17 protein-coding genes and 1 tRNA gene are annotated in these 21,503 nt (G+C 65.3%); 13 read left to right on the top strand and 5 right to left on the bottom strand.

The features are described 5' to 3' along the window. Positions 1-49: 49 nt before the first annotated feature. A complete protein-coding gene (locus tag DQ229_RS10635; RefSeq protein ID WP_114966231.1) occupies positions 50-1,633 on the top strand; it encodes a lysine--tRNA ligase in 1,584 nt (527 codons plus the stop codon). A 61-nt stretch (positions 1,634-1,694) separates the two neighbouring features. Here the strand turns inward: DQ229_RS10635 and rpoD are convergent, their stop codons facing one another. From rpoD to DQ229_RS10610, 5 genes are all read right to left on the bottom strand, one after another. After that, positions 1,695-3,701, bottom strand: a complete 2,007-nt coding sequence (gene rpoD, locus DQ229_RS10630; protein WP_114966230.1) for an RNA polymerase sigma factor RpoD — start codon at positions 3,699-3,701, stop codon at positions 1,695-1,697. A gap of 77 nt (positions 3,702-3,778) precedes the next feature. Then, the gene (gene dnaG / locus DQ229_RS10625) at positions 3,779-5,731 is read right to left on the bottom strand and encodes a DNA primase (RefSeq protein ID WP_114966229.1); all 1,953 of its coding nucleotides are present in this window, start codon (positions 5,729-5,731) and stop codon (positions 3,779-3,781) included. An 83-nt stretch (positions 5,732-5,814) separates the two neighbouring features. Next, the gene (locus tag DQ229_RS10620; RefSeq protein WP_114966228.1) at positions 5,815-7,143 is read right to left on the bottom strand and encodes a pilus assembly protein TadG-related protein; all 1,329 of its coding nucleotides are present in this window, start codon (positions 7,141-7,143) and stop codon (positions 5,815-5,817) included. A 13-nt stretch (positions 7,144-7,156) separates the two neighbouring features. Continuing rightward, on the bottom strand, positions 7,157-7,570 hold the full coding sequence (locus tag DQ229_RS10615; protein ID WP_114966227.1) for a TadE/TadG family type IV pilus assembly protein: 414 nt from the start codon (positions 7,568-7,570) through the stop codon (positions 7,157-7,159). A gap of 176 nt (positions 7,571-7,746) precedes the next feature. Further along, the gene (locus DQ229_RS10610) at positions 7,747-9,186 is read right to left on the bottom strand and encodes a Glu/Leu/Phe/Val family dehydrogenase (protein ID WP_114966226.1); all 1,440 of its coding nucleotides are present in this window, start codon (positions 9,184-9,186) and stop codon (positions 7,747-7,749) included. A gap of 356 nt (positions 9,187-9,542) precedes the next feature. Here DQ229_RS10610 and DQ229_RS10605 point away from each other — a divergent pair, with 356 nt between their 5' ends. The 12 genes from DQ229_RS10605 to hisD all read left to right on the top strand — a co-directional run bounded on the left by DQ229_RS10605 (position 9,543) and on the right by hisD (position 21,459). Beyond that, the gene (locus tag DQ229_RS10605) at positions 9,543-11,135 is read left to right on the top strand and encodes a TadE/TadG family type IV pilus assembly protein (protein ID WP_114966225.1); all 1,593 of its coding nucleotides are present in this window, start codon (positions 9,543-9,545) and stop codon (positions 11,133-11,135) included. Next, complete coding sequence (locus tag DQ229_RS10600) at positions 11,132-11,689, top strand: TadE/TadG family type IV pilus assembly protein (RefSeq protein WP_114966224.1); 558 nt, start codon at positions 11,132-11,134, stop codon at positions 11,687-11,689. The genes DQ229_RS10605 and DQ229_RS10600 overlap by 4 nt, the downstream gene beginning before the upstream one ends. A 3-nt stretch (positions 11,690-11,692) precedes the next feature. After that, entirely contained in the window at positions 11,693-12,262 is a 570-nt protein-coding gene (locus DQ229_RS10595) for a TadE/TadG family type IV pilus assembly protein (RefSeq protein WP_114966223.1), read from the top strand. Between the two features lie 125 nt (positions 12,263-12,387). After that, on the top strand, positions 12,388-12,699 hold the full coding sequence (locus DQ229_RS10590) for a hypothetical protein (RefSeq protein WP_114966222.1): 312 nt from the start codon (positions 12,388-12,390) through the stop codon (positions 12,697-12,699). A gap of 191 nt (positions 12,700-12,890) precedes the next feature. Continuing rightward, positions 12,891-14,177, top strand: coding sequence for a homoserine dehydrogenase (locus DQ229_RS10585; protein WP_114966221.1), 1,287 nt, complete (start codon positions 12,891-12,893; stop codon positions 14,175-14,177). Positions 14,178-14,416: 239 nt separating this feature from the next. Then, the gene (glpX, locus tag DQ229_RS10580; protein WP_114966220.1) at positions 14,417-15,382 is read left to right on the top strand and encodes a class II fructose-bisphosphatase; all 966 of its coding nucleotides are present in this window, start codon (positions 14,417-14,419) and stop codon (positions 15,380-15,382) included. Then, positions 15,379-17,145, top strand: a complete 1,767-nt coding sequence (gene recJ / locus DQ229_RS10575; protein ID WP_238381035.1) for a single-stranded-DNA-specific exonuclease RecJ — start codon at positions 15,379-15,381, stop codon at positions 17,143-17,145. The genes glpX and recJ overlap by 4 nt, the downstream gene beginning before the upstream one ends. Positions 17,146-17,236: 91 nt before the next feature. Further along, positions 17,237-17,311, top strand: a tRNA-Glu gene (locus tag DQ229_RS10570). Positions 17,312-18,245: 934 nt separating this feature from the next. Beyond that, complete coding sequence (locus DQ229_RS16625) at positions 18,246-18,398, top strand: hypothetical protein (RefSeq protein ID WP_202909556.1); 153 nt, start codon at positions 18,246-18,248, stop codon at positions 18,396-18,398. Between the two features lie 9 nt (positions 18,399-18,407). After that, positions 18,408-19,676: a UDP-N-acetylglucosamine 1-carboxyvinyltransferase gene (gene murA, locus DQ229_RS10565; RefSeq protein WP_114966219.1), complete on the top strand. Its 1,269-nt coding sequence runs from the start codon at positions 18,408-18,410 to the stop codon at positions 19,674-19,676. Continuing rightward, entirely contained in the window at positions 19,673-20,158 is a 486-nt protein-coding gene (locus tag DQ229_RS10560) for a DUF2948 family protein (protein WP_114966218.1), read from the top strand. Before murA ends, DQ229_RS10560 begins: the two co-directional genes overlap by 4 nt. After that, positions 20,158-21,459: a histidinol dehydrogenase gene (gene hisD, locus DQ229_RS10555; RefSeq protein ID WP_114966217.1), complete on the top strand. Its 1,302-nt coding sequence runs from the start codon at positions 20,158-20,160 to the stop codon at positions 21,457-21,459. The genes DQ229_RS10560 and hisD overlap by 1 nt, the downstream gene beginning before the upstream one ends. The last annotated feature ends 44 nt before the right edge of the window (positions 21,460-21,503 follow it).

Below are 21,503 nucleotides of genomic sequence, written 5' to 3'. Positions count from 1 at the left end.
CGAGGCTTGGCGGGCCCATTGGCCTGACGTTCTCGAGAGGGTTAAGGACATGTCCGATCTGCGCGACGCCGCGATGTCATCGAAGGCCTGGCCGTTCGAAGAGGCGCGCCGCATCCTCAAACGCTACGAATCCGGCCCGCCCGCCAAGGGTCATGTCCTGTTCGAGACCGGCTATGGCCCCTCGGGCCTGCCGCATATCGGCACCTTCGGCGAAGTGGCGCGCACCACCATGATCCGCCGCGCCTTCGAGGTGCTTTCGGACATCCCGACGCGGTTGGTGTGTTTTTCCGACGATCTCGACGGGATGCGCAAGGTGCCCGACAACGTGCCCAACCCGGAAATGCTGCGCGAGCACCTGCAACGCCCGCTGACCTCGGTGCCCGACCCGTTCGGCACACATGACAGCTTCGGCGATCACAACAATGCCATGCTGCGCCGGTTCCTCGACACCTTCGGTTTCGAATACGAGTTCATCTCGGCCACCGAATTCTATCGCTCGGGCCAGTTCGACGCGGTGCTTCTGCGCGCCGCCGAACGCTATGACGACCTGATGGCGATGATGCTGAAATCCCTGCGCGAGGAACGCCAGCAGACCTATTCGATCTTTCTGCCGATCCATCCCGAGACGGGCCGCGTGCTGTATGTGCCGATGAAACATGTGGACGGGCGCGCGGGCACAATCACCTTCGATGACGAAGCCGGGCGCGAATGGACGCTGCCGGTCACAGGTGGCAACGTCAAGCTGCAGTGGAAGCCGGATTTCGGCGCGCGCTGGGCCGCGCTGGATGTCGATTTCGAGATGTATGGCAAGGATCATTCCACCAACACACCGATCTATGATCGCATTTGTGAAATTCTGGATGGCCGCGCTCCTGAACATTTCACCTATGAGCTGTTTCTCGATGAGAACGGCGAAAAGATCAGCAAATCAAAGGGCAACGGGCTGACCATCGACGAATGGCTGACCTATGCCTCGACCGAGTCGCTGTCGTATTACATGTTTCTCAAGCCGCGCACGGCCAAGCGTCTTTCCTGGGATGTCATCCCCAAGGCGGTGGATGAATACCATCAGCAACTGCGCGCCTACCCGACCCAGACGCCAGAGCAGCAGGCCGCAAACCCGGTCTGGCACATCCATGGCGGCAATCCGCCGGAATCGAAAATGGTGGTCAGCTTCGCCATGTTGCTCAACCTGGCCTCAGTTGCGGGCGCTGCGGGCAAGGACGGGCTTTGGGGCTTCATCCGCCGCTACGCCCCCGAGGCCAGCCCCGAAACCCACCCCGACCTTGATCGGGCCGCGGGTTTCGCGCTGGCCTATTTCAACGATTTTGTGGCGCCTGCCCGCCAGTTCCGCCTGCCTGATGACAAGGAGCGCGCCGCGATGGAAGACTTGGCGCAGCGCCTGCGTGCCTGGGATGGCGGGCTGGACGCCGAAGAGTTGCAGACGCTGGCCTTCGCCGTGGGCAAGGATCACGCGTTCGAGCCTCTGCGCGACTGGTTCAAGGCACTTTACGAGGTGCTTCTGGGCGCCAGCCAGGGCCCCCGCTTCGGCGGCTTCATCGCACTTTACGGGGTCGAGGAAACGGTTGCCCTGATCGAACGCGCGCTGGCAGGGGAGTTGGTAGAGGGTTAACCGCCCCCACCAGAGGTCTCAATGAAAAAGGGCGCCGGTCAGGCGCCCTTTTCCTTTCCTGTTACTGATCCAGGAAACTCCGCAGCCGGCGGCTTCGGCTGGGGTGCTTAAGCTTCCGCAGCGCCTTCGCCTCGATCTGGCGGATACGTTCGCGGGTGACGGAGAACTGCTGGCCCACCTCTTCAAGCGTGTGGTCGGTGTTCATGCCGATACCGAAGCGCATGCGCAGCACGCGTTCCTCGCGCGGGGTCAGGCTGGAAAGCACACGCGTGGTGGTTTCGCGCAGGTTGTCCTGAATCGCCGAATCCAGCGGCAGGACGGCGTTCTTGTCCTCGATGAAATCGCCAAGCTGGCTGTCTTCCTCGTCGCCGATGGGGGTTTCCAGGCTGATCGGCTCCTTGGCGATCTTCATCACCTTGCGAACCTTCTCGAGCGGCATCTGCAGCTTTTCCGCCAGTTCCTCGGGGGTGGGCTCGCGGCCGATCTCGTGCAGCATCTGCCGGCCGGTGCGCACCAGCTTGTTGATCGTTTCGATCATGTGCACCGGAATGCGGATGGTCCGCGCCTGATCGGCGATGGAGCGGGTGATCGCCTGGCGGATCCACCATGTCGCATAAGTGCTGAACTTGTAGCCGCGGCGGTATTCGAACTTGTCCACCGCCTTCATCAGGCCGATGTTGCCCTCCTGGATCAGGTCGAGAAACTGCAGCCCGCGGTTGGTGTATTTCTTGGCGATCGAGATCACCAGCCGCAGATTCGCCTCGACCATTTCCTTCTTGGCCTGGCGGGCTTCTTTCTCGCCCTTCTGGACCTGGCTCACGATGCGGCGGAATTCGCTGATGTCCACGCCGACATACTGGCCGACTTGGGCCATTTCGGCGCGTAACTCCTCGACCTTGGGGCGCGAGCGTTCCATCAGCGCCTGCCAGCCGCGACCGGGTTTCTCGACCATGCGCTCGCACCAGGTGGGGTCAAGCTCGCTGCCGCGATACTCGTCGACGAACTCGCGCCGGTTGATGCGGGCCTGGTCGGCCAGCTTCACCATGGAGCTGTCGATCGACATGATGCGCTTGTTGATCCCGTAAAGCTGATCGACCAGCGCCTCGATCCGGTTGTTGTGCAGGTGCAGCGAGTTGACCAGCTCGACAATCTCGGAGCGCAGCTTCTGATAGGCGGCCTCGTCAGCGGCGGCGAAGGCGGGGCCTTCGCTCATGGTGGCCGACATGCGCTGATCCTGCATTTCGGCCAGCTTGCCGTAATCCTGCGCGATCCGGTCCAGCGTTTCCAGAACCCGCGGCTTCAGCGCGGCTTCCATCGCGGCAAGCGACATGTTCGACTGGTCGTCATCGTCGTCGTCATCGTCGCTGTTGGCAATCGGGTTGCCATCGGCGTCCAGTTCCGGCCCGCTGTCGGCCTTGCGCTCGGCCTCGGCAGGGCGCGACTGTTGTGCGACATCGAGGTCTTGCACCGGCGCCGCACTTGTGTCGCCTTCCAAATCTTCATCCAGCGCGTTGCCGAATGTGGTTTCCAGATCGATCACATCGCGCAGCAGAATGTCTTCGCTGACAAGTTCGTCGCGCCAGATGGTGATTGCCTGGAATGTCAGCGGGCTTTCGCAAAGCCCGGCGATCATGGTGTTGCGCCCGGCCTCGATGCGCTTGGCGATGGCAATCTCACCCTCGCGCGAAAGCAGTTCGACCGAACCCATCTCGCGCAGGTACATGCGCACCGGATCGTCGGTGCGGTCGAGCGTCTCTGACTGGCTGGTGGTCACGGCCACCTCGCGCGAGGTCGAGGCCTCGACCACTTCGCCCGAGCTGTCGTCGCTCTCGTCTTCTTCCGCCTCGATGACGTTGATGCCCATTTCCGAGAGCATCGACATAACGTCTTCGATCTGTTCGGAGGAAACCTGATCCGGGGGCAGGACGGTGTTGAGCTGGTCGTAGGTGATGAAGCCACGCTCACGCGCGCCGGCGATCATCTTCTTGACCGCCGCCTGGCTCATGTCGAGGATGACTTCGCCGTCCTGATCGTCGGTCTTGGTGTCGTCGGTGTCTTTGGCAGCCATGGAAGCTCCTGCAGCAGGGCTGATTCGGTCGGTGAGTCTTAGCGAATGCTGCGCGCGAATCACAGGGATGAACGCGACTATCGTTTTTTCCTTACCCAGACCTCACCGTCTATGAGGCGTTGCAGTTGTTGTGAGAGCGCAGCGCGGTCTTCTCCGAGATCGGAAGAGTCATCTAGCCCGGTGCGTGCCGCCTTGTCGCGGGCCGCTGCTGCCTGGCTCAGACGCCAAGTGAGGCTTTCATCGGCCATGCTGCCGATATCCTCCATCGCCTCCGATATCTCTCGCCGCGCGCCCCGCCGTGCTTCGAGTTTCGCGAGTTCTTCTGCCAGACACAGCTTGGCAAGTTCGACATCGCCGGTGTTGCGGACGGGTGGCGCAGTTGTGACATGGCTCAGGGAGAACAGCTTTTCAAGGGCTTCGCCAGCATCAGCGGCAATTTTATCGCGGAGCGTGCCGGCAGTGTCGCCCTCTGCATAATGGCGCAGCACCGCTGTGCGCAGGGTGCCATGTTCGGGGCTGGAAAGCTCCAGGGTTTCGAACGCGGTCATGAATTCCGGCAGCAAGCGTGGGTGCGAGATCAGCACGGCAAGGATGATCGCCTCGCGCAGGCGGTCCTCGACCATCTCGTCGCGGGCGCCGGCCAGCAGCGTGCCGCGTGTGCTCGGCAGCGGGGCGGCCGAGGGCTGCCCTGTGCGATGCCATGCCCGCCCCGCAGCGCTGCGGGGGTATGTACGCGTACTGCGTTGCTGTCCGAACAGGTCGGCCCGCAGGGCGCGAATCGCGTCGGCGTAATGGGCGCGAATCGAGGGGTCGCGAATCAGGCGCAGCGATTCGCGCAGCCGTTTGTCGAGCGCGGCGCGCCGTTCGGGGCTGTCGAGCACCTGGCCTTCGGTCTCGCGCTGCCATAACAGCCGAACCATCGGCATGGCCTGGTCCAGCACGCGCTGCATTGCCGCCGCGCCGCCTGCGCGCAGCAGATCGTCGGGGTCTTGCCCCTCGGGCAGGATCGCAAAGCGCAGCGACTGACCCGCCTCGATCATCGGTAGCGCCAGATCGGCCAGCCGCAAACCCGCGCGCAACCCGGCCTTGTCGCCATCGAGCGCGATGATCGGCTCGGGCGCGATGCGCCACATCATGCGGAGCTGTTCCTCGGTGATCGCGGTGCCCAGCGGTGCCACGGCGCCTTCGAATCCGGCGCGGGCCAGCGCGATCACATCCATGTAGCCCTCGGCCACGATCAGCGGCTGGCCCTTGGCAACGGCGCTGCGGGCAGGCCCGTGATTGTAGAGTGTGCGCCCCTTGTCGAAAAGCTCGGTTTCCGGCGAATTCAGATACTTGGGCCAGGGGCCATCGCGCAGCGCCCGCCCGCCAAAGCCGATGCAACGCCCGCGCGCGTCGCGGATGGGAAAGACGATGCGCGCGCGGAAACGGTCATAGGGCGTGCCGCCGTCATCGGACTGCCCGGCCAGTCCGGTGGCGAGAAGCTGCGCGGGCTCGGCCCCGCCTCCTGTCAGGTGTGACCAGAGCGCTTGCCGCCCGTCTGGGGCAAAGCCGATCTCGAAGCGCTCGCAGGCGGCGCTGTCCAGCCCGCGCCGGGCCAGATATTCGCGCGCCTCGGATGCCGCGGCCGTGGCAAGCTGCATCCGGTAGAAGCGCACCGCCTTTTCCATCACCTCGGCCAGCGTGGCGCGTCGGTCGGCGCGTTCGGCGGCCTTGGGGTCGCGCGCGGGCATCTGCATCCCCGCTTCGCGCGCGAGCATCTCGACCGCCTCCATGAAGCTCAGATTGTCGGCCTCGCGCAGAAAGCTGATCGCGTCGCCCTTCGCCTGACAGCCGAAGCAATAGTAAAAGCCCTTGCGATCATCGACATGGAATGACGCCGTCTTTTCCTGGTGAAAAGGGCAGGGCGCCCACATGTCGCCCTTGGCGGGGTTCGATTTGCGCCTGTCCCATGTAACCTTGCTCCCGGCAAGCCGCGAAAGCGGCACGCGGTCGCGCAGTTCTTCAAGGAATCCGGGCGGCAGGCTCATGTGCTGAATATCGGCCTTGCCGCTGCCACTGTCCAGCGCTCAGAAAGCCGTCCGTGTGCCCGGCACCGAGGAAGGCGGCGCGGTCAGTTGACCAGGCGGAAGACCTCGGCCGTGTAGGCATTTCCCATGCCAGTGCCGCAGTATGCGAACTCCAGGTTACTTGTGCCGTCGATCTCGCCCCCGGCCACCATTGAGCCACCTTCCACCGCGGCCCCCTGGGCGGCGAAGTTGATATCGCCTCTTGCCACAAGCTGCCCGCCATTCACCCCGAGCTTGGCCGCAAAGTGCATTCCACCCAGGGTCAGAACCTGCGCATCGCCACCTTCGGCGCAATTGTCCTCGCGCCCGATTGACACGTCTGCAGCGGCGTGAACTGACTGCGTCGCAGTGCTCGACGTGGCGATGACCACGTCGTGAATTTCCGCGTTGCTGCCGAACGAGATGTCGCAATCCGTCGCGATCACGACATTCGAGAGTACCGTGCCGCTGGAAATCGAGATCGTGCCGCTGCCGTGGCAGTCAGCAGTATATATGTAGCCCGGCTCCAGGTCGCCGTCAGAAATGGTCATGCTCTCCAGTGCCACCGGCAGCGTGCTGACGATGTAGTCGGGCAGGTAGGCCGGGTCGCCCGACCTGAGGCCGGCGATGATCGTGTCGATCCGGTTCAGGATGCGGATATCCATGCTGCCTTCGCGCAGCGCGGCTTCCAGCCCGTCGTTGTGCTTGAACCCAGAGCCGGGCAGCCCAAGCATTTCGAGATCGGGCATGGAGACCACCGTGCCGCTTTCAAAGGTGTTGTGGTTGTTGAATTCGACATATGAATTGGAATGCACGCAGAACCCGTTGCCGAAGGTATTGTTCGACCGCACGCGCACGCGTTCTTCCGCCACCAGCCCCTCGCGCAGGCAAGGGTGCAGGTAACCGGCAAAGACCGAAGGCGTCACCAGGTTCCATTGTTCCAGCCCGACGAGCTTGAGCAGGAATGTCGGCACCGCGTTGCTGCGCCCTTCGATACGGCGGGTGTGGACGCGCACTGCCTGGACGGGGTGGGTGTCAGGGGTGAAGGTGCGCGTTTCAAAATTCCAGCGCCCGAATTCGATGTCGCCGGGGGTGAGAACCTCGCCGAAGCGTTCGCCGGGCAGGTTCTGCCGCGAAAGCTGGATTGCGACATCGCGCGCCTCGGACTCGCTGCGGGTTTCACGGGTGAGCAACGCAGCATGGGCCGAGGCATCGGCGGCCACCTGCAGATGGGTGCGATGGCTCATCATGTTTGCCACGTCCAGCGCGATCCCGGCGATCATCATCAGGGCGATCAGCATGAACAGGCTGAAGGCCGTGATCACGCCGCCTTCGCGCCGCCGGAATTTGCGCATGGCATCCGCAAGGGCGTCTCGGGTCGCGTTCCAGCGCATCGTTCTGCTCCTTTTAGAATTCGGCAAGGTGTTGCGCGCCGACGCGAATATCGAGCGACGTGAAATTGTTCAGCAGCCCCGAGGCGACCAGGTCGGACGAGGGCATCACGACATTGGTGACGATGATGCCGTGGGACACGGTGGTTGAAACCTCGGCATTGGGGCTGAGCCGCGAGAGGCTGGCCTTGACGAAGCTCTCGGCTTCTTCGCGGCTCTGGTACAGCCCGACTGACACGCCGCGATTGGCATCCTGCACCACGCGCAGCGCCTGCGCCTGCCCTGACATGATCATGGTGGCATCGACGATTAGCGCAAAGAAGAAGATGAAGACAGGCAGCCAGAGCACGGCTTCGACGGTTACGGCCGCGTCTTCGTCGCGGTAATGCCGCTTCAGAATCTTATGTACAGTCTTTCGAATCTGCCGCATTTGCCAGTACTCCGTGTGGCCAAGCCACTTTGGCTAACAACCTCGCGAATTAACCCTTCAAATTCGGCGATATTTAGGCGGGATCATGCCGGAATGAGGCAGTTGCGCAGCAAAAGGGCCGCCAGTGACATGGCGGCCCCGGTTGTTCAGCCCTGGCTGTACTGTCGCGGCGGCGCTCAGAGTCCCTTGGCGCGGTAGCTTGCGGCCACCCGTTCGATGGCGACAATGAAGCCGGCGGTGCGCAGGTCGGTGACATCATCGCGGGCGTGCCAGACCTCGCGCATGGATTGATAGGCGGTGCGCATCGTGTCATCGAGGCCCGAGCGCACCAGTTCAATTTCGCCCGCGCCGCGCAGGTAGCGCGACTTGAAGTCCGGCGACAGCTCCCAGCCCAACTGCCTGTCGGCCGACAGCCGCTCGAGTTCCTCGATCAGGAGCAGGGCGTGCGCCTCTTCGTTGCGCCGCTGCATACGGCCAAAACGGATGTGGCTCAGGTTCTTGACCCATTCGAAATAGGACACCGTCACACCGCCGGCATTGGCATAAAGATCGGGGATGATCACCGTGCCCTTCTTGCGCAGCACCTCGTCGGCGCCAAAGGTGATCGGGCCGTTCGCGGCCTCGATGATCAGGGGGGCCTTGATGCGGTCGGCATTGCCCATATTGATCACGCCTTCCAGCGCGGCGGGGATCAGGATGTCGCATTCGGCCTCAAGCATCGCGGGGCCGTCTTCGATGTGGTCGGCCTCGGGGCAGCCGGTCACGCCGCCATGTTTGACGATCCACTCGCGCACAGATTCGACGTCAAGACCGTCTTCCTTGTAGAGCGCCCCGTCGCGCTCGATGATGCCGATGATCTTGCAGCCATCCTCTTCCGACAGGAACTTGGCGGCATGATAGCCCACGTTGCCCAGCCCCTGCACGATCACCCGCTTGCCGTCGAGCTTGCCCTTCAGCCCGGCGGTCTTCACGTCTTCGGGGTGGCGGAAGAATTCACGCAGCGCGTATTGCACGCCGCGGCCGGTGGCCTCGACCCGGCCTGCGATTCCGCCCGAATTGAGCGGCTTGCCGGTCACGCAGGCGCGGGCGTTGATGTCGGTGGTGTTCATCCGCGCATACTGGTCGGCGATCCAGGCCATTTCGCGCTCGCCCGTGCCCATGTCGGGGGCAGGGACGTTCTGGCTGGGGTGGATCAGGTCGCGCTTGGCTAGTTCATAGGCGAAACGCCGGGTGATCGCCTCCAGTTCGTGCTCTTCATAATTGCGCGGGTCGATGCACAGGCCCCCCTTGGAGCCGCCGAAGGGCGTTTCGACCAGCGCGCATTTGTAGGTCATCAGTGCGGCCAGGGCCTCGACCTCGTCCTGGTTGACCTCGGGCGCATAGCGGATGCCGCCCTTGACCGGCTCCATATGCTCGGAATGCACGGCGCGATAGCCCACGAAAGTTTCGATCCGCCCGCGCAACCGCACGCCAAAGCGCACCGTGTAGGTGGCGTTGCAGACGCGCACCTTCTCTTCCAGGCCGGGGCTGAGGTTCATCAGCGCGGCAGCCCGGTTGAACATCAGGTCGACGGATTCCCGAAAACTCGGTTCGCGGGGAATTTCATTATCTTTCATGTGGTTCACCCTCCCTGAATTTCTGCTGCGAATACCGGCGGTGGGATGTGTCCAGCGTTTGATCGCGCGCGGTGCCGCTTGTGTCGAATCAATTCCACAGGCCCAGTCTGCCACCGCCTCCGAACCCGTGAAACCGCAAACTTGAACCGAGCAGAGCCGCGAAATCTGTCAAGTTGCTCAACAATTGCGCCACAATTCGGCCCCAGTGGCGTGGCATCTCCCCTGAGTTGCAAAATGTGTTCTGCGGGTACGTGCCCCGCCTGACGGTTAATTGGCAAGAGGCCCGCGCCGGTTCCGGGAATTGGTATAGCGCCTGTTCGGGCACCTCGTTTTTTGCGCAATCGGGAGATTGGCAGATGAAAAGGTCGAAACTTCTTGCGGCAAGGCTGCGGGCCCGCGGCTGGTGCAGCGCCCGCAGCCTGCTTGGATTCGGCCGCTCCGAAGAGGGCGGCCTGCTGGTTTTCGGGCTGCTCATCATGGTGCTCATGCTGGTGGCGGGCGGGATCGCCGTGGATACGATGCGCTACGAGGCGCAGCGCACCCGGCTGCAGGCGACGACGGATTCGGCGGTGCTTGCCGCGGCCTCGCTGAGTCAGGTGCGCGATGCCCGAGAGGTGGTCGAGGATTACTTTGACAAGGCCGGCCTCCTGCCCTTGCTGGGGGATGTTACCGTCGATGAGGGGCTGAACTACAGGAACGTGCAGGTCACGGCCTCGACCACGGTGCCGACCTTCTTCATGCGTCTTGTGGGGATCGGCACGCTACAGCTCAACACACTGGGGGCGGCGGAGGAACGTATCAACAATGTCGAGGTGTCGCTGGTGCTCGACCTGTCGGGGTCGATGAACTCCTACAACCGGCTCGAAAACCTGAAGGACGCGGCGGGGGATTTCATCGACACGCTTCTGGGCGCCACCTCGGACGGGCAGATATCGATCTCAATCGTGCCTTATACCGGGCAGGTGAATGCGGGGCCGCACATCCTTTCACAATACGATGTGGCCCACGCGCAGGGCTATTCGCATTGCATCGATTTCGATGAAGCCCATTACGCGACGACCGCGCTGCCCCTTTCGCAGCCGCTGGTCGGCGCCGGGCATTCGATGCCCTTTGTCGGCTATGGCGGCATCGGGGGGCATCCGCCGCTCTACTACAACTGCCCGGTTGCGCCGGGGAATGCCGGGCTTGAGATCCTGCCGCTGCAATCGAACCCCGAGGTTCTGAAAAACCGCATCAACGGGATGGAGGCACTCGGCGCCACCTCGATCGACATCGGAATGAAATGGGGCGTGGCCTTGCTCGACCCGAGTTTCCGGCCAGTGGTTGACGGGCTGATCGCGCAAGAACAGGTCGCCCCGGATTATACGACCCGTCCTTTCGACTTCGATGAGCCGGACACGCTGAAGGTGGCGGTGCTGATGACCGATGGCGACAACTTCCCCGAGTACCGCCTGATCGAGGCGCGGAAATCCGGAATGTCCGACATCTGGTATAACCCGGATGACAATTCGGCCAATACCTACTCGCTATACAACCCGGCGACCGGCCACTACTGGCAGCGCCGCAACGGCAGCTGGCGCAGTCAGCCCTATGGCGGCAGCAACGCCATAAGGCTGAGTTATCCTGAACTCCTCAATCGGGCTACGGTCTCATGGATAATATCCGAGATCTACGACCGCACCCGATGGCCTCGCATCAGCGCGGGTGCCTGGGTCGAGACAACGAATACAGGCATCAAGGACCAGCGTTTACAAGAGATCTGCGCTGCTGCTCGCGGTGCCGGCATGATCGTGTTCACTGTCGCTTTCGAGGCGCCGTCCAACGGGCGCACGCAGCTTCGGGAATGCGCCTCGTCAATGTCGCATTTCTTCGATGTCGAAGGGCTTGAGATCCGCACTGCCTTCCGTTCGATCGCGGTGCAGATCAGCCAGTTGAGGCTGACACAATGACCGGGGTTGCGGTTCCGGGCCGGGGGCGGGTCGCGCGTTGGCTTCGCCGCGCCTGGCGGGCCGAGCGCGGCACCGCCACCACCGAATTCGTCATCATCTTTCCATTGTTCATCGCGATTTTTCTGACCGCGATCGAGGCCGGAATCGTCATGGCGCGACAGGTCATGCTCGAACGCGCAGTCGACATGAGCGTGCGGGACCTGCGCCTTGGAATCTGGGCGCAACCCACGGTCGCCGACCTGCGCACGCGCATCTGCGAACGTGCAGCCATTATTCGCGGCTGCGAAGAGACGCTCCTGATCGAGCTGCGCCCAATCGATACCGCCACCTGGAGCGGCCTGGACCTGGGCGTTGCCTGCATCAACCGCGAGGAAGACATCACCCCCGCGACCGATTTTACCCCCGGCACCACCAATGACCTGATGCTGCTGCGCGCCTGCCTCATTGCCGATCCGATCCTTCCGGTGAACGGCCTGGCACTGACCCTGCCGCGTGACCCGTCGGGGGGCTTTCGCGTCGCGGCGGTGTCGGCCTTCGTCAATGAGCCGAGGTAAGCCATGTCCTTTTCCATCCGCAAGCTGATTGCCGGTTTCGCAGGTGACAGACGCGGCTCGATCTCGGTCGAGGCGCTGCTGATCCTGCCCATTGTGCTCTGGGCTTATATCGCAGGGTTCGTGTTCTACGATGCCTTCCGGGCACAGAACACCAATATCAAGGCTGCCTATGTGGTGGCCGACCTTCTGGCCCGCGCCACCGATCCGGTCGATGCGGAGTACCTCGAGGGGTTGGGCGACCTTTACGCCATGCTGTCACAGGCACGCAGCCCCACGGCAATGCGGGTGGCCAGCATCGACTGGGATATCACGAACGAACGATATCGCCTGCGCTGGTCTTACGGCACGGGCGAGCTGCCCGCCTTCACCACTGCCGATCTGGATCAACGCCTGTCGGGGCGTATCACCGACCTGTCGGCGGGTGAAACCGCGCTCATTGTCGAAAGCGTGCTCGATTACCGGCCCTTGCTGAACGTGGGCGTTCCGGCCCGGCAGATGGTGAATTTCATCCAGATGCGCCCGCGCTTCGTGCCGCAGATCCTGTTCGAGGGGGCCGACGGCCAGACGAGCTGAGGCTGCCTGATACCCGCGCTGACACCCGCGCTGGTGCGCCCGCGCCTTGCGCTGGGCGGGCGGCCCCGGCTATCATCGCCCCAGCCTTTCAGCGCAGACCAGCCATTCCGGAGCCTCTCTGACAAATGCCGCGCCGCTTTTCATGCCGCCCCGCCCGCCAGGGCGCAGCCCTGCTGCTGGTGGGGTGGGCACTTTCGGCCTGTGCGCCCGCGCCCGAGACACGCGATGCGCAGTATCCGGTCCTCTTGCCGCTGTCGGGCCTGCTGACCGAGGCCGATGCCGAGGCAGCAGCAGGCACCCGCGCGCAGGCCGCCGCGGTCGATACCTCGGCGCGGCTTGCCCTGCTCGAGGCAAGGGCGGCGGCGCTGCGCGGGCCGGTGCTCGCCCCCCAGGACCGCCAGCGCCTCGAAGCCCTGCTCGCCCGCGCTCCCGGCTGAACGGCAGCTTGCATAATTCGCCCCATGCCCCTTGCCACACGCCCGTTTGCACGGCGTGGCCGGGGCCGCGGCACGGTTCCTGCCCGGCGCACGTTGCAACGCGCGGCGCATCGCGCTAACAGACCGGCGCGCGGCGCGCCGCCAGCGTTGCGCAACCACCCTTCGGTTCGGCAGTCAGATGGAGACCGTTCATGCCCGATCCCCTGCGCCTTGGCATTGCCGGTCTCGGAACCGTGGGCATCGGTGTGGTGCATATCATCCAGGCCCATGCCGGGCTGATCACCGCGCGCACCGGCCGCCCGGTAACGATCACGGCCGTCTGCGCGCGCGACCGCAACAAGGACCGCGGCGCGGATCTGTCCGGCTACGCATGGGAGGACGACCCGGTCGCCCTGGCACGGCGCGACGATGTGGATGTTTTCGTCGAACTGATGGGCGGCAGCGACGGGCCGGCCAAGGCTTCCATCGAGGCCGCCATCGCCAGCGGAAAGGATGTCGTGACCGCCAACAAGGCGCTGCTGGCCCTGCATGGTCAGAACCTTGCCGAAGGCGCCGAAGCCGCCGGCGCAGTGCTGCGCTTCGAGGCGGCGGTCGCTGGCGGCATCCCGGTGATAAAGGCCCTGACCGAGGGGCTTGCGGGCAATGCCATTACCCGCGTGATGGGCGTGATGAACGGCACCTGCAACTATATCCTCACCCGGATGGAGAATGCTGGCCTGCCCTACGAGACGGTTTTTGCCGAGGCCGATGAACTGGGCTACCTCGAAGCCGATCCCACGCTCGATGTGGGCGGGATCGACGCGGCGCACAAGCTGGCGCTCTTGTCCTCGATTGCTTTCGGCACCCGGGTCAGCTTCGAGACGGTGGATATCCGCGGCATCGAGCGTGTCACCATCGACGATATCCGCCACGCCGCCGACATGGGCTATCGCATCAAGCTGCTTGGGGTGGCGCAAGTCACCGGCCGGGGGCTGGAACAGCGCATGGCGCCCTGTCTGGTGCCCGTCGACAGCCCGCTGGGGCAATTGCCCGGCGCAACCAACATGGTGGTGCTCGAGGGCGACGCGGTGGGGCAGATCGTGCTGCGCGGCGCCGGCGCGGGCGAGGGGCCGACCGCCTCGGCGGTGATGTCGGATGTGATCGACATCGCGCGGGGCCTGCGCCTGCCCACTTTCGGCCAGCCTGCACGCAGCCTCGTGACGCCCGCCACTGGTCGCGCCGCCGCGCCCACGCCCTGGTATCTGCGCATGACGCTGATGGACAAACCGGGTGCGTTGGCCAAGGTGGCCGCGGCGCTGGGTGATGCCGGGGTCTCGATCGACCGGATGCGCCAGTATCGCCATGACGAGGCCTTCGCCCCGGTGCTTATCGTGACACACAAGACCACCCAGGACGCCATCGACCACGCGATCGGCAATTGCACCGTCACCGGCGTGGTGGTGGGCGATCCGGTCGCGCTGGCCATCGAGGCGGTCTGAACCGCCGGCCCGGGCATGGCGGCGGGGCGGTGCGCCAAGTCTCTTCACTGTGAGAAAAATATCCCCGCCGGAGGCCGCCGCCAGTAGCCAAAGGCGCACCGCCGGAAAATCATGCGCGCCAAAGGGTGCAAGCGCATCCGGCAGCCCGCACTGCCCGCCCGGGGATGGTTGCGCTTGTGTCCCGGGTCACGTCGCGGCTATGTGAGGGCAAGCGCGCTTTACCGAAAGGGTTTACCGAGATGGCCGATTCCGAGATTTTCCAGGACCGCATGCTTTCGCTGGGATTGGCCCGCGTTTCGGAGGCCGCAGCGCTGGCCTCGGCACGGATGGTCGGACGCGGTGACGAGAAGGCCGCCGATACCGAGGCGGTCGAGGCGATGCGCAGCCAGCTCAACATGCTCGACATTGCCGGTTGCGTTGTCATCGGCGAGGGCGAGCGTGACGAGGCGCCCATGCTCTTCATCGGCGAAGAGGTCGGCACCGGCAGGGGGCCGGCGGTGGACATCGCCCTCGACCCGCTCGAGGGCACGACCCTGACCGCCAAGGACATGCCCAACGCGCTGACGGTGATCGCCATGGCCCCGCGCGGGACCATGCTGCACGCGCCCGATGTCTACATGGACAAGCTGGCGATCGGGCCGGGCTATCCCAAGGATGTGGTCAGCCTCGAGATGTCGCCGGGCGAGCGGGTTCGCGCCCTGGCCGCGGCCCAGGGCTGCGACGTGACCGACATTACCTGCTGTATCCTCGAACGCCCCCGGCACGAGGATCTGATCGCCGAAGTGCGCGAAACCGGCGCGGCGATCAGGCTGATCACCGATGGCGATGTGGCCGGGGTGATCCATTGCGCCGAGGTCGAGCGCACCGGTATCGACATGTACATGGGTCTCGGCGGCGCCCCCGAGGGCGTGCTGGCCGCGGCGGCGCTGCGCTGCATGGGCGGGCAGATGTGGGGCCGGCTCAAGTTTCGTAACGATGACGAGATCGCGCGCGCCCGCCGTGCCGGGATCGAGGATCTCGACCGCATCTATGCGCGCGACGACATGGTCACCGCCGATGTGATCTTTGCCGCGACCGGCGTCACCGATGGCTCGATCCTGGCCGGCGTCAAGCGCGAGCCGGGCTGGTTCACCACCGACACGCTGCTGATGCGGTCGCGCACAGGGTCGGTCCGCCGGATGACCTACAAGACCCCGGCAAAGTGAGCGCCGGCGCCGGGCAGCCGGGCCGCGCCTTTCTGGGGGTCGAGGCTTCGGCGCTGGGCCGTCGCTGGGTCGGCCCCGATGAGGAGGCACAGCGCCACGCCGCGGCAATGGCCCAGGCGCAGGGTCTGCACGAGGCCCTGGCGCGGGTGCTGGTGCGACGCGGTGTCAGCGCGGGCGAAGTGCCCGGCTTTCTTCAACCCCGCCTGCGCGATCTGCTGCCCGACCCGCTTGGCCTGCGCGACATGGAGGCAGCGGCCGAGCGGTTTCTGGCCGCAGTGGAACGGCGCGAGCGCATCGCCATCTTTGCCGATTACGATGTTGATGGCGGCGCTTCGGCGGCACTGTTGCTGGTTTGGCTGCGCGGGCTGGGCCGGGATGCCACGCTCTACATCCCCGATCGCATTGACGAAGGCTATGGCCCCAATGTCCCCGCGATGGAGGCGCTTGCGCGCGATCACGATCTGATCGTCTGCGTCGATTGCGGCACGCTCAGTCATGAGCCCATTGCGGCCGCGCGCGGCGCGGATGTGATCGTGCTCGACCATCACCTGGGCGCCGAGACCCTGCCGCCCGCGCTGGCCGTGGTGAACCCCAACCGCCAGGACGAAAGCGGCGATCTGGGGCATCTTTGCGCGGCAGGCGTGGTGTTCCTGCTGCTGGTCGAGGCGAACCGGCGCCTGCGCGGGCAGGGGGTGCAGGGGCCGGACCTCATGGCGATGCTTGACCTGGTGGCGCTGGCCACCGTGGCCGATGTGGCGCCGCTGGTGGGCGTGAACCGCGCGCTGGTGCGCCAGGGGCTGGCGGTGATGGCGCGGCGCCAGCGCCCCGGGCTGGTGGCGTTGGCTGATGTGGCACGGATGAACAGCGCGCCCAATGCCCATCACCTCGGGTTCCTGTTGGGGCCGCGGATAAATGCTGGTGGGCGTGTGGGGCGGGCCGATCTGGGTGCGCGGCTCCTGGCTTGCACCGACCGTGCCGAGGCCGAATCGCTGGCCGCGCGGCTGGAAGAGCTGAACGCCGAACGCCGCGAGATCGAGGCCGGGGTGCAGGCGGCCGCGATTGCCCAGGCCGAGGCACGCGGCGCTGATGGTCCGCTGGTCTGGGCCGCGGGCGAGGGCTGGCATCCCGGCGTCCTCGGCATCGTCGCCGCGCGCATGAAGGAAGCGCTGGGCCGCCCCGCCGTGGTGATCGGGCTTGATGGCGACGAGGGCAAGGGGTCGGCCCGCTCGATTGCCGGGGTCGATCTGGGGGCCGCGGTGCAGCGCATCGCTGCCGAAGGGCTGCTCATAAAGGGGGGCGGGCACCGCATGGCCGCCGGTCTGACCGTGGCGCGCGACCGGCTGGAGCCTGCGATGGAGCGGCTCGCGGAGCTGCTGGCGCGGCAGGGCGCGGGCGCGGGCGGCCCGGGTGACCTCTGGCTCGATTCGGTGATCATGCCGACAGCGGCCACCATAGAGCTTGTCGAACAGATCGAGGCCGCAGGCCCCTTCGGTGCGGGTGCGCCGGCGCCACGATTCGCGCTGCCCGATGTCTCGCTGGGCTTTGTGCGGCGCATGGGCACGGGGCATCTGCGCCTCGGGCTGGGAAAGGATGCGGGCGGGAAACTCGATATTGTCTGTTTCGGCGCTTTCGATGGCCCGCTCGGCCCGCTTCTGGAGGGTCACGCGGGGCGGCGCTTCCACTTGGCGGGGCGGCTGGAAATCAATGATTGGGGCGGGCGCAGGCGTGTTCAGATGCGGCTCGAAGATGCGGCCCCGGCGTAACGGCCACTTTCCCACGGCACTTGCCATTTCGCGCAAAAATCCGCTTGCAGAGCGCTGCGCCTTTGCTTAGACAGCGCCTCACGCACCGGATGGCCCGTTCGTCTATCGGTTAGGACGCCAGGTTTTCAACCTGGAAAGAGGGGTTCGATTCCCCTACGGGCTGCCACTTCTTCCCCATAAGCCATCGTTTCTGCCGGAGGAAATGCCGAGCAGTCTTGCTGATCCGCCATCAGGCGGGCTTTCGGCGCGGCTTGTCGCATTGGCCTCTGCATTGCCCCACGCGCGGCGTGGTTCCTTTATTTTGGCCATTCACCCGGCAGGTATTGAGCGGATCACTCAAAGGGCCTTGGGGTTCGGCGCGCTGGTGTGTGGCAGGGTGAAGTGACCCTCGACAACATCCAGCGGCGCCCCCCGGCGCTTACTGTATTTCGGTGTGTCTGCGGTGTTCACACAGGACCGGGGCACAGTTCGGGCATCGGCCGAGCGAAGGCGTGTGAACGCGGTCGGCTTCAACCCGCAACAGGGGCCGAAGCACGCGCCGGATGCAAAAAGGGCCGCTCCGGCTGGAAGCGGCCCTTCGCGAACATGGTGCTGCCGGACAGGATTGAACTGTCGACCTCTCCCTTCATCCCGCTACCGCTTTCGCGGCCCCTTCGGGTTTGCGAGCTGGACCATCCCTTCACCATAGGCCCCAAGGCCCGTAGGTGCCGCCCGTCTGGCCTCTACACCTTCCCGGATGTGCCGGGCTTGGCTCGGGATTGGCCTGGGCCACAAGGGCCGTTAGCTTTCCCCGACTTTGGGCGGTTTGCACTCGGCCGTTTCCGGCCGAGGAGGCAATGACTTACCAAGGGAGTGCTCTACCACTGAGCTACGGCAGCAAACTCCTTCATCTCTGCTTTCCCGGGCGCCCCTCGAGCACCGTCAGGAACCTTCTGAACCCTTGTTTTCGCACCACTTTCCGCTTCGGTGGCCGACACTTCCTTATCAGGAGCCTCCACCGCTGCTTGGCAGCGCGTTCACGGGGCGCGGGATAGACGCAATTTCGGAGGCGTGCAAGCACAATCTGGACGGAACTTCGTGCCTGGGATACAGAAAGAGGCATGGAACGCACCCCCCCCGAGCGCCCGGCGCAAAAACCTGCTACCAAGGCAGAAAACAGCCGCGAAGCGCGGTTGAAGGCAGCGCTGAAAGCCAATATCGCCCGTCGCAAGGCGCAGGCCCGCGCGCGCGGCGGGCAGAAATCGGACAAGTGAGGCAGGCGGATGGATTCGATCAGGATACAGGGCGGGGCAGAATTGCGCGGCGCCATCCCCATCGCGGGTGCCAAGAACGCCTGCCTGACGTTGATGCCCGCCACGCTGCTGAGCGAAGAGCCGCTGACCCTGACCAATGCGCCCCGGCTTTCCGACATTCGCACCATGTCGGCGCTGCTGGAATCGCTCGGGGCCGAGGTTTCGGCGCTGCAGGACGGGCGGGTGCTGGCGCTTTCGTCCCACGCCATATCGAGCACGCGCGCCGATTACGAGATCGTGCGCAAGATGCGGGCGTCAGTCCTGGTGCTGGGGCCGCTTCTGGCGCGCGAGGGCCATGCCGAGGTAAGCCTGCCCGGCGGCTGTGCCATTGGCGCGCGCCCGGTCGATCTGCATCAGATGGCGATGGAGAGGCTGGGGGCCGAGCTTGAGCTGCGTGACGGCTATTTGCATGCGCGCGCGTCCAAAGGGCTGCGCGGCGCGGTGATCGAGTTCCCCATCGTCTCGGTCGGCGCGACCGAAAACGCGCTGATGGCCGCGACCCTGGCGCGTGGCACCACCGTGATCCGCAACGCCGCCCGCGAGCCCGAGATCGTTGACCTGGCCCACTGCCTGCGCCGTATGGGCGCGCAGATCGAGGGCGAGGGCAGCGCGGAAATCGTGATCGAGGGTGTCGACAGGCTCAGCGGTGCAACCCACCCCGTGGTGGCCGATCGGATCGAACTGGGCACCTACATGCTGGCGCCCGCCATCGCCGGCGGCGAGGTGGAGTGCCTTGGCGGGCGGCTCGACCTGGTCTCGGCCTTTGCCGAGAAGCTGCAAGAGGCCGGCATCGATGTGGAGCAAACCGATAAGGGCATCCGCGTGAGCCGCAAGAATGGCCGGGTGCGCGCCGTCGATGTGACGACGGCGCCGTTTCCCGGCTTTCCCACCGATCTCCAGGCGCAGATGATGGCGCTGATGTGCACGGCCGAGGGCTGCTCGGTGCTCGAGGAGCGGATTTTCGAGAACCGTTTCATGCACGCGCCCGAGTTGATGCGCATGGGCGCGCGGATCGATGTGCATGGCGGCACCGCCCGTGTCACCGGGGTGGAGCGTCTGCGCGGTGCCCCGGTGATGGCGACCGATCTGCGCGCCAGTGTCTCGCTGATCCTTGCAGGGCTTGCGGCCGAGGGCGAAACCGTGGTCAGCCGGGTATACCATCTTGACCGGGGTTACGAACGGGTCGAGGAAAAGCTCCGTGCCTGCGGGGCCACAATCGAACGGGTGAATGCCGGATGAGCGATGCAAGCTATGAAGACGGGCGCGAACGCCCGCTGGCGCTCAGGGCGCTGGATGTCGATGATCTGCGGGTGATCTCGTCGCTGGTGCAGGACGCCGTGTTCCCGATCACCGAAATGGCCTGGCAGCGTCGCGCGCGCCGTTTTGCGGTGCTGCTCAACCGTTTCCGCTGGGAGGACCACGCCGCAGCCGAGGCCCGGGGCCGCCCCTATGAGCGGGTGCAGTCGGTACTGGCGGTCGAGGATGTGCAGGCGGTCGCCAGCGACGGCGTTGACCTTGCCGATCGCGATACGGTGCTGTCGGTGCTATCGCTGGAGTTCGCGCCGGGCGAGGATGGCACCGGGCAGATCACACTGGTTCTTGCCGGTGATGGCGCGGTGCGGCTGGATGTCGAGTGCCTGGAGGTCACGCTGCGCGATGTCACGCGGCCTTATCTGGCCCCGTCGGGCAAGGCGCCCGACCACCCCGAAGGCGAAAACTGATGCCGCAGTTTCTGAGCAGCCGCGAGGCAGGTTTCGAAGCTGCGTTTCGCGCACTGCTGTCCGCCAAGCGCGAAGAAGCCGTTGACGTTGACGAGGCCGTCGCCGCCATCATCGCGGATGTGCGCGCGCGCGGCGATGACAGCGTGATCGAACTGACCGAGCGTTTCGATCGCCTGCGCCTGACGCCCGAGAAACTGGCCTTCACCCCTGAGGAAATCGACGATCACTGCGCCCGCGTTTCGCCCGAAGATCGCGCCGCGCTCGATCTCGCGGCCGATCGCATCCGCGCCTATCACCGTCGCCAGATGCCGAAAGATACCCGCTGGACCGATCCGGAGGGCGCCTCGCTGGGCTGGCGCTGGACACCGCTTTCCTCGGCGGGGCTGTATGTGCCCGGGGGGCTGGCCAGTTATCCGTCTTCGGTGCTGATGAATGCGGTGCCCGCCCAGGTGGCTGGCGTGCCCAACCTGATGATCTGCGCGCCCACGCCCGACGGGGTGGCCAACCCGCTGGTGCTCTATGCCGCGCGGCTGGCCGGGGTGGACCGGATCTATCGCATCGGCGGTGCGCAGGCGATTGCGGCGATGGCTTACGGCACGGAGACCATCCCCGCCGCCGACAAGATCACCGGCCCCGGCAATGCCTATGTGGCGGCGGCCAAGCGGCGGGTGTTTGGCCATGTGGGCATCGACATGATCGCGGGCCCTTCCGAGATTCTGGTGATCGCCGACCGGCACAATGATCCGGACTGGATCGCGCTTGATCTGCTCAGTCAGGCCGAACATGACGAAAGCGCGCAGTCGATCCTGATCACCGACGATGCGGTCTTCGGGCAGGCGGTGGCCGATGCGGTTGCAGCGCGGCTTGAGACGCTGGAGCGCCGCGCCATCGCCGGGGCCAGCTGGCGCGACCATGGCGCGGTGATCGTGGTGCGCGACCTAGACGAGGCAGCCGCCCTTTCCGACCGGATCGCGCCCGAGCATCTGGAACTGTGTGTCGAAGACCCCGAGGCGCTTTTGGGCAAGATTACCCATGCCGGTGCGGTGTTTCTGGGTGCCTGGACGCCCGAGGCCATCGGCGACTATATCGGCGGGCCCAACCATGTGCTGCCGACCGCGCGCTCGGCGAGGTTTTCCAGCGGGTTGTCGGTGATGGATTTCCTCAAACGGACCACCATCGCCCGGATGACGCCTGATGCCCTGCGCGCCATCGGCCCCGCCGCCGAGCGGCTGGCCATCGCCGAAAGCCTTGAGGCCCACGGGCTGAGTGTGCGCGCCCGTCTGGAGCGGCTGAACGAGTGACAGGGCCGCGCTCCGCCCTGTCGTTCTTGAAGCCTCGGTTGAGC

Origin of the sequence: Alkalilacustris brevis (assembly GCF_003350345.1) — a bacterium.
Classification (GTDB): Bacteria; Pseudomonadota; Alphaproteobacteria; order Rhodobacterales; family Rhodobacteraceae; genus Alkalilacustris; species Alkalilacustris brevis.
This window is presented reverse-complemented; position numbering and strand designations above follow the sequence as displayed.

Coding starts and splice junctions, on each gene's coding strand:
- DQ229_RS10620 (WP_114966228.1), bottom strand. CDS start 7,143: ATGCGCTGGAACGCGACCCGAGACGCCCTTGCGGATGCCATGCGCAAA.
- glpX (WP_114966220.1), top strand. CDS start 14,417: ATGGCCGATTCCGAGATTTTCCAGGACCGCATGCTTTCGCTGGGATTG.
- DQ229_RS10605 (WP_114966225.1), top strand. CDS start 9,543: ATGAAAAGGTCGAAACTTCTTGCGGCAAGGCTGCGGGCCCGCGGCTGG.
- DQ229_RS10595 (WP_114966223.1), top strand. CDS start 11,693: ATGTCCTTTTCCATCCGCAAGCTGATTGCCGGTTTCGCAGGTGACAGA.
- DQ229_RS10590 (WP_114966222.1), top strand. CDS start 12,388: ATGCCGCGCCGCTTTTCATGCCGCCCCGCCCGCCAGGGCGCAGCCCTG.
- DQ229_RS10560 (WP_114966218.1), top strand. CDS start 19,673: ATGAGCGATGCAAGCTATGAAGACGGGCGCGAACGCCCGCTGGCGCTC.
- murA (WP_114966219.1), top strand. CDS start 18,408: ATGGATTCGATCAGGATACAGGGCGGGGCAGAATTGCGCGGCGCCATC.
- DQ229_RS16625 (WP_202909556.1), top strand. CDS start 18,246: ATGGAACGCACCCCCCCCGAGCGCCCGGCGCAAAAACCTGCTACCAAG.
- DQ229_RS10610 (WP_114966226.1), bottom strand. CDS start 9,186: ATGAAAGATAATGAAATTCCCCGCGAACCGAGTTTTCGGGAATCCGTC.
- rpoD (WP_114966230.1), bottom strand. CDS start 3,701: ATGGCTGCCAAAGACACCGACGACACCAAGACCGACGATCAGGACGGC.
- DQ229_RS10615 (WP_114966227.1), bottom strand. CDS start 7,570: ATGCGGCAGATTCGAAAGACTGTACATAAGATTCTGAAGCGGCATTAC.
- dnaG (WP_114966229.1), bottom strand. CDS start 5,731: ATGAGCCTGCCGCCCGGATTCCTTGAAGAACTGCGCGACCGCGTGCCG.
- DQ229_RS10600 (WP_114966224.1), top strand. CDS start 11,132: ATGACCGGGGTTGCGGTTCCGGGCCGGGGGCGGGTCGCGCGTTGGCTT.
- DQ229_RS10585 (WP_114966221.1), top strand. CDS start 12,891: ATGCCCGATCCCCTGCGCCTTGGCATTGCCGGTCTCGGAACCGTGGGC.
- hisD (WP_114966217.1), top strand. CDS start 20,158: ATGCCGCAGTTTCTGAGCAGCCGCGAGGCAGGTTTCGAAGCTGCGTTT.
- DQ229_RS10635 (WP_114966231.1), top strand. CDS start 50: ATGTCCGATCTGCGCGACGCCGCGATGTCATCGAAGGCCTGGCCGTTC.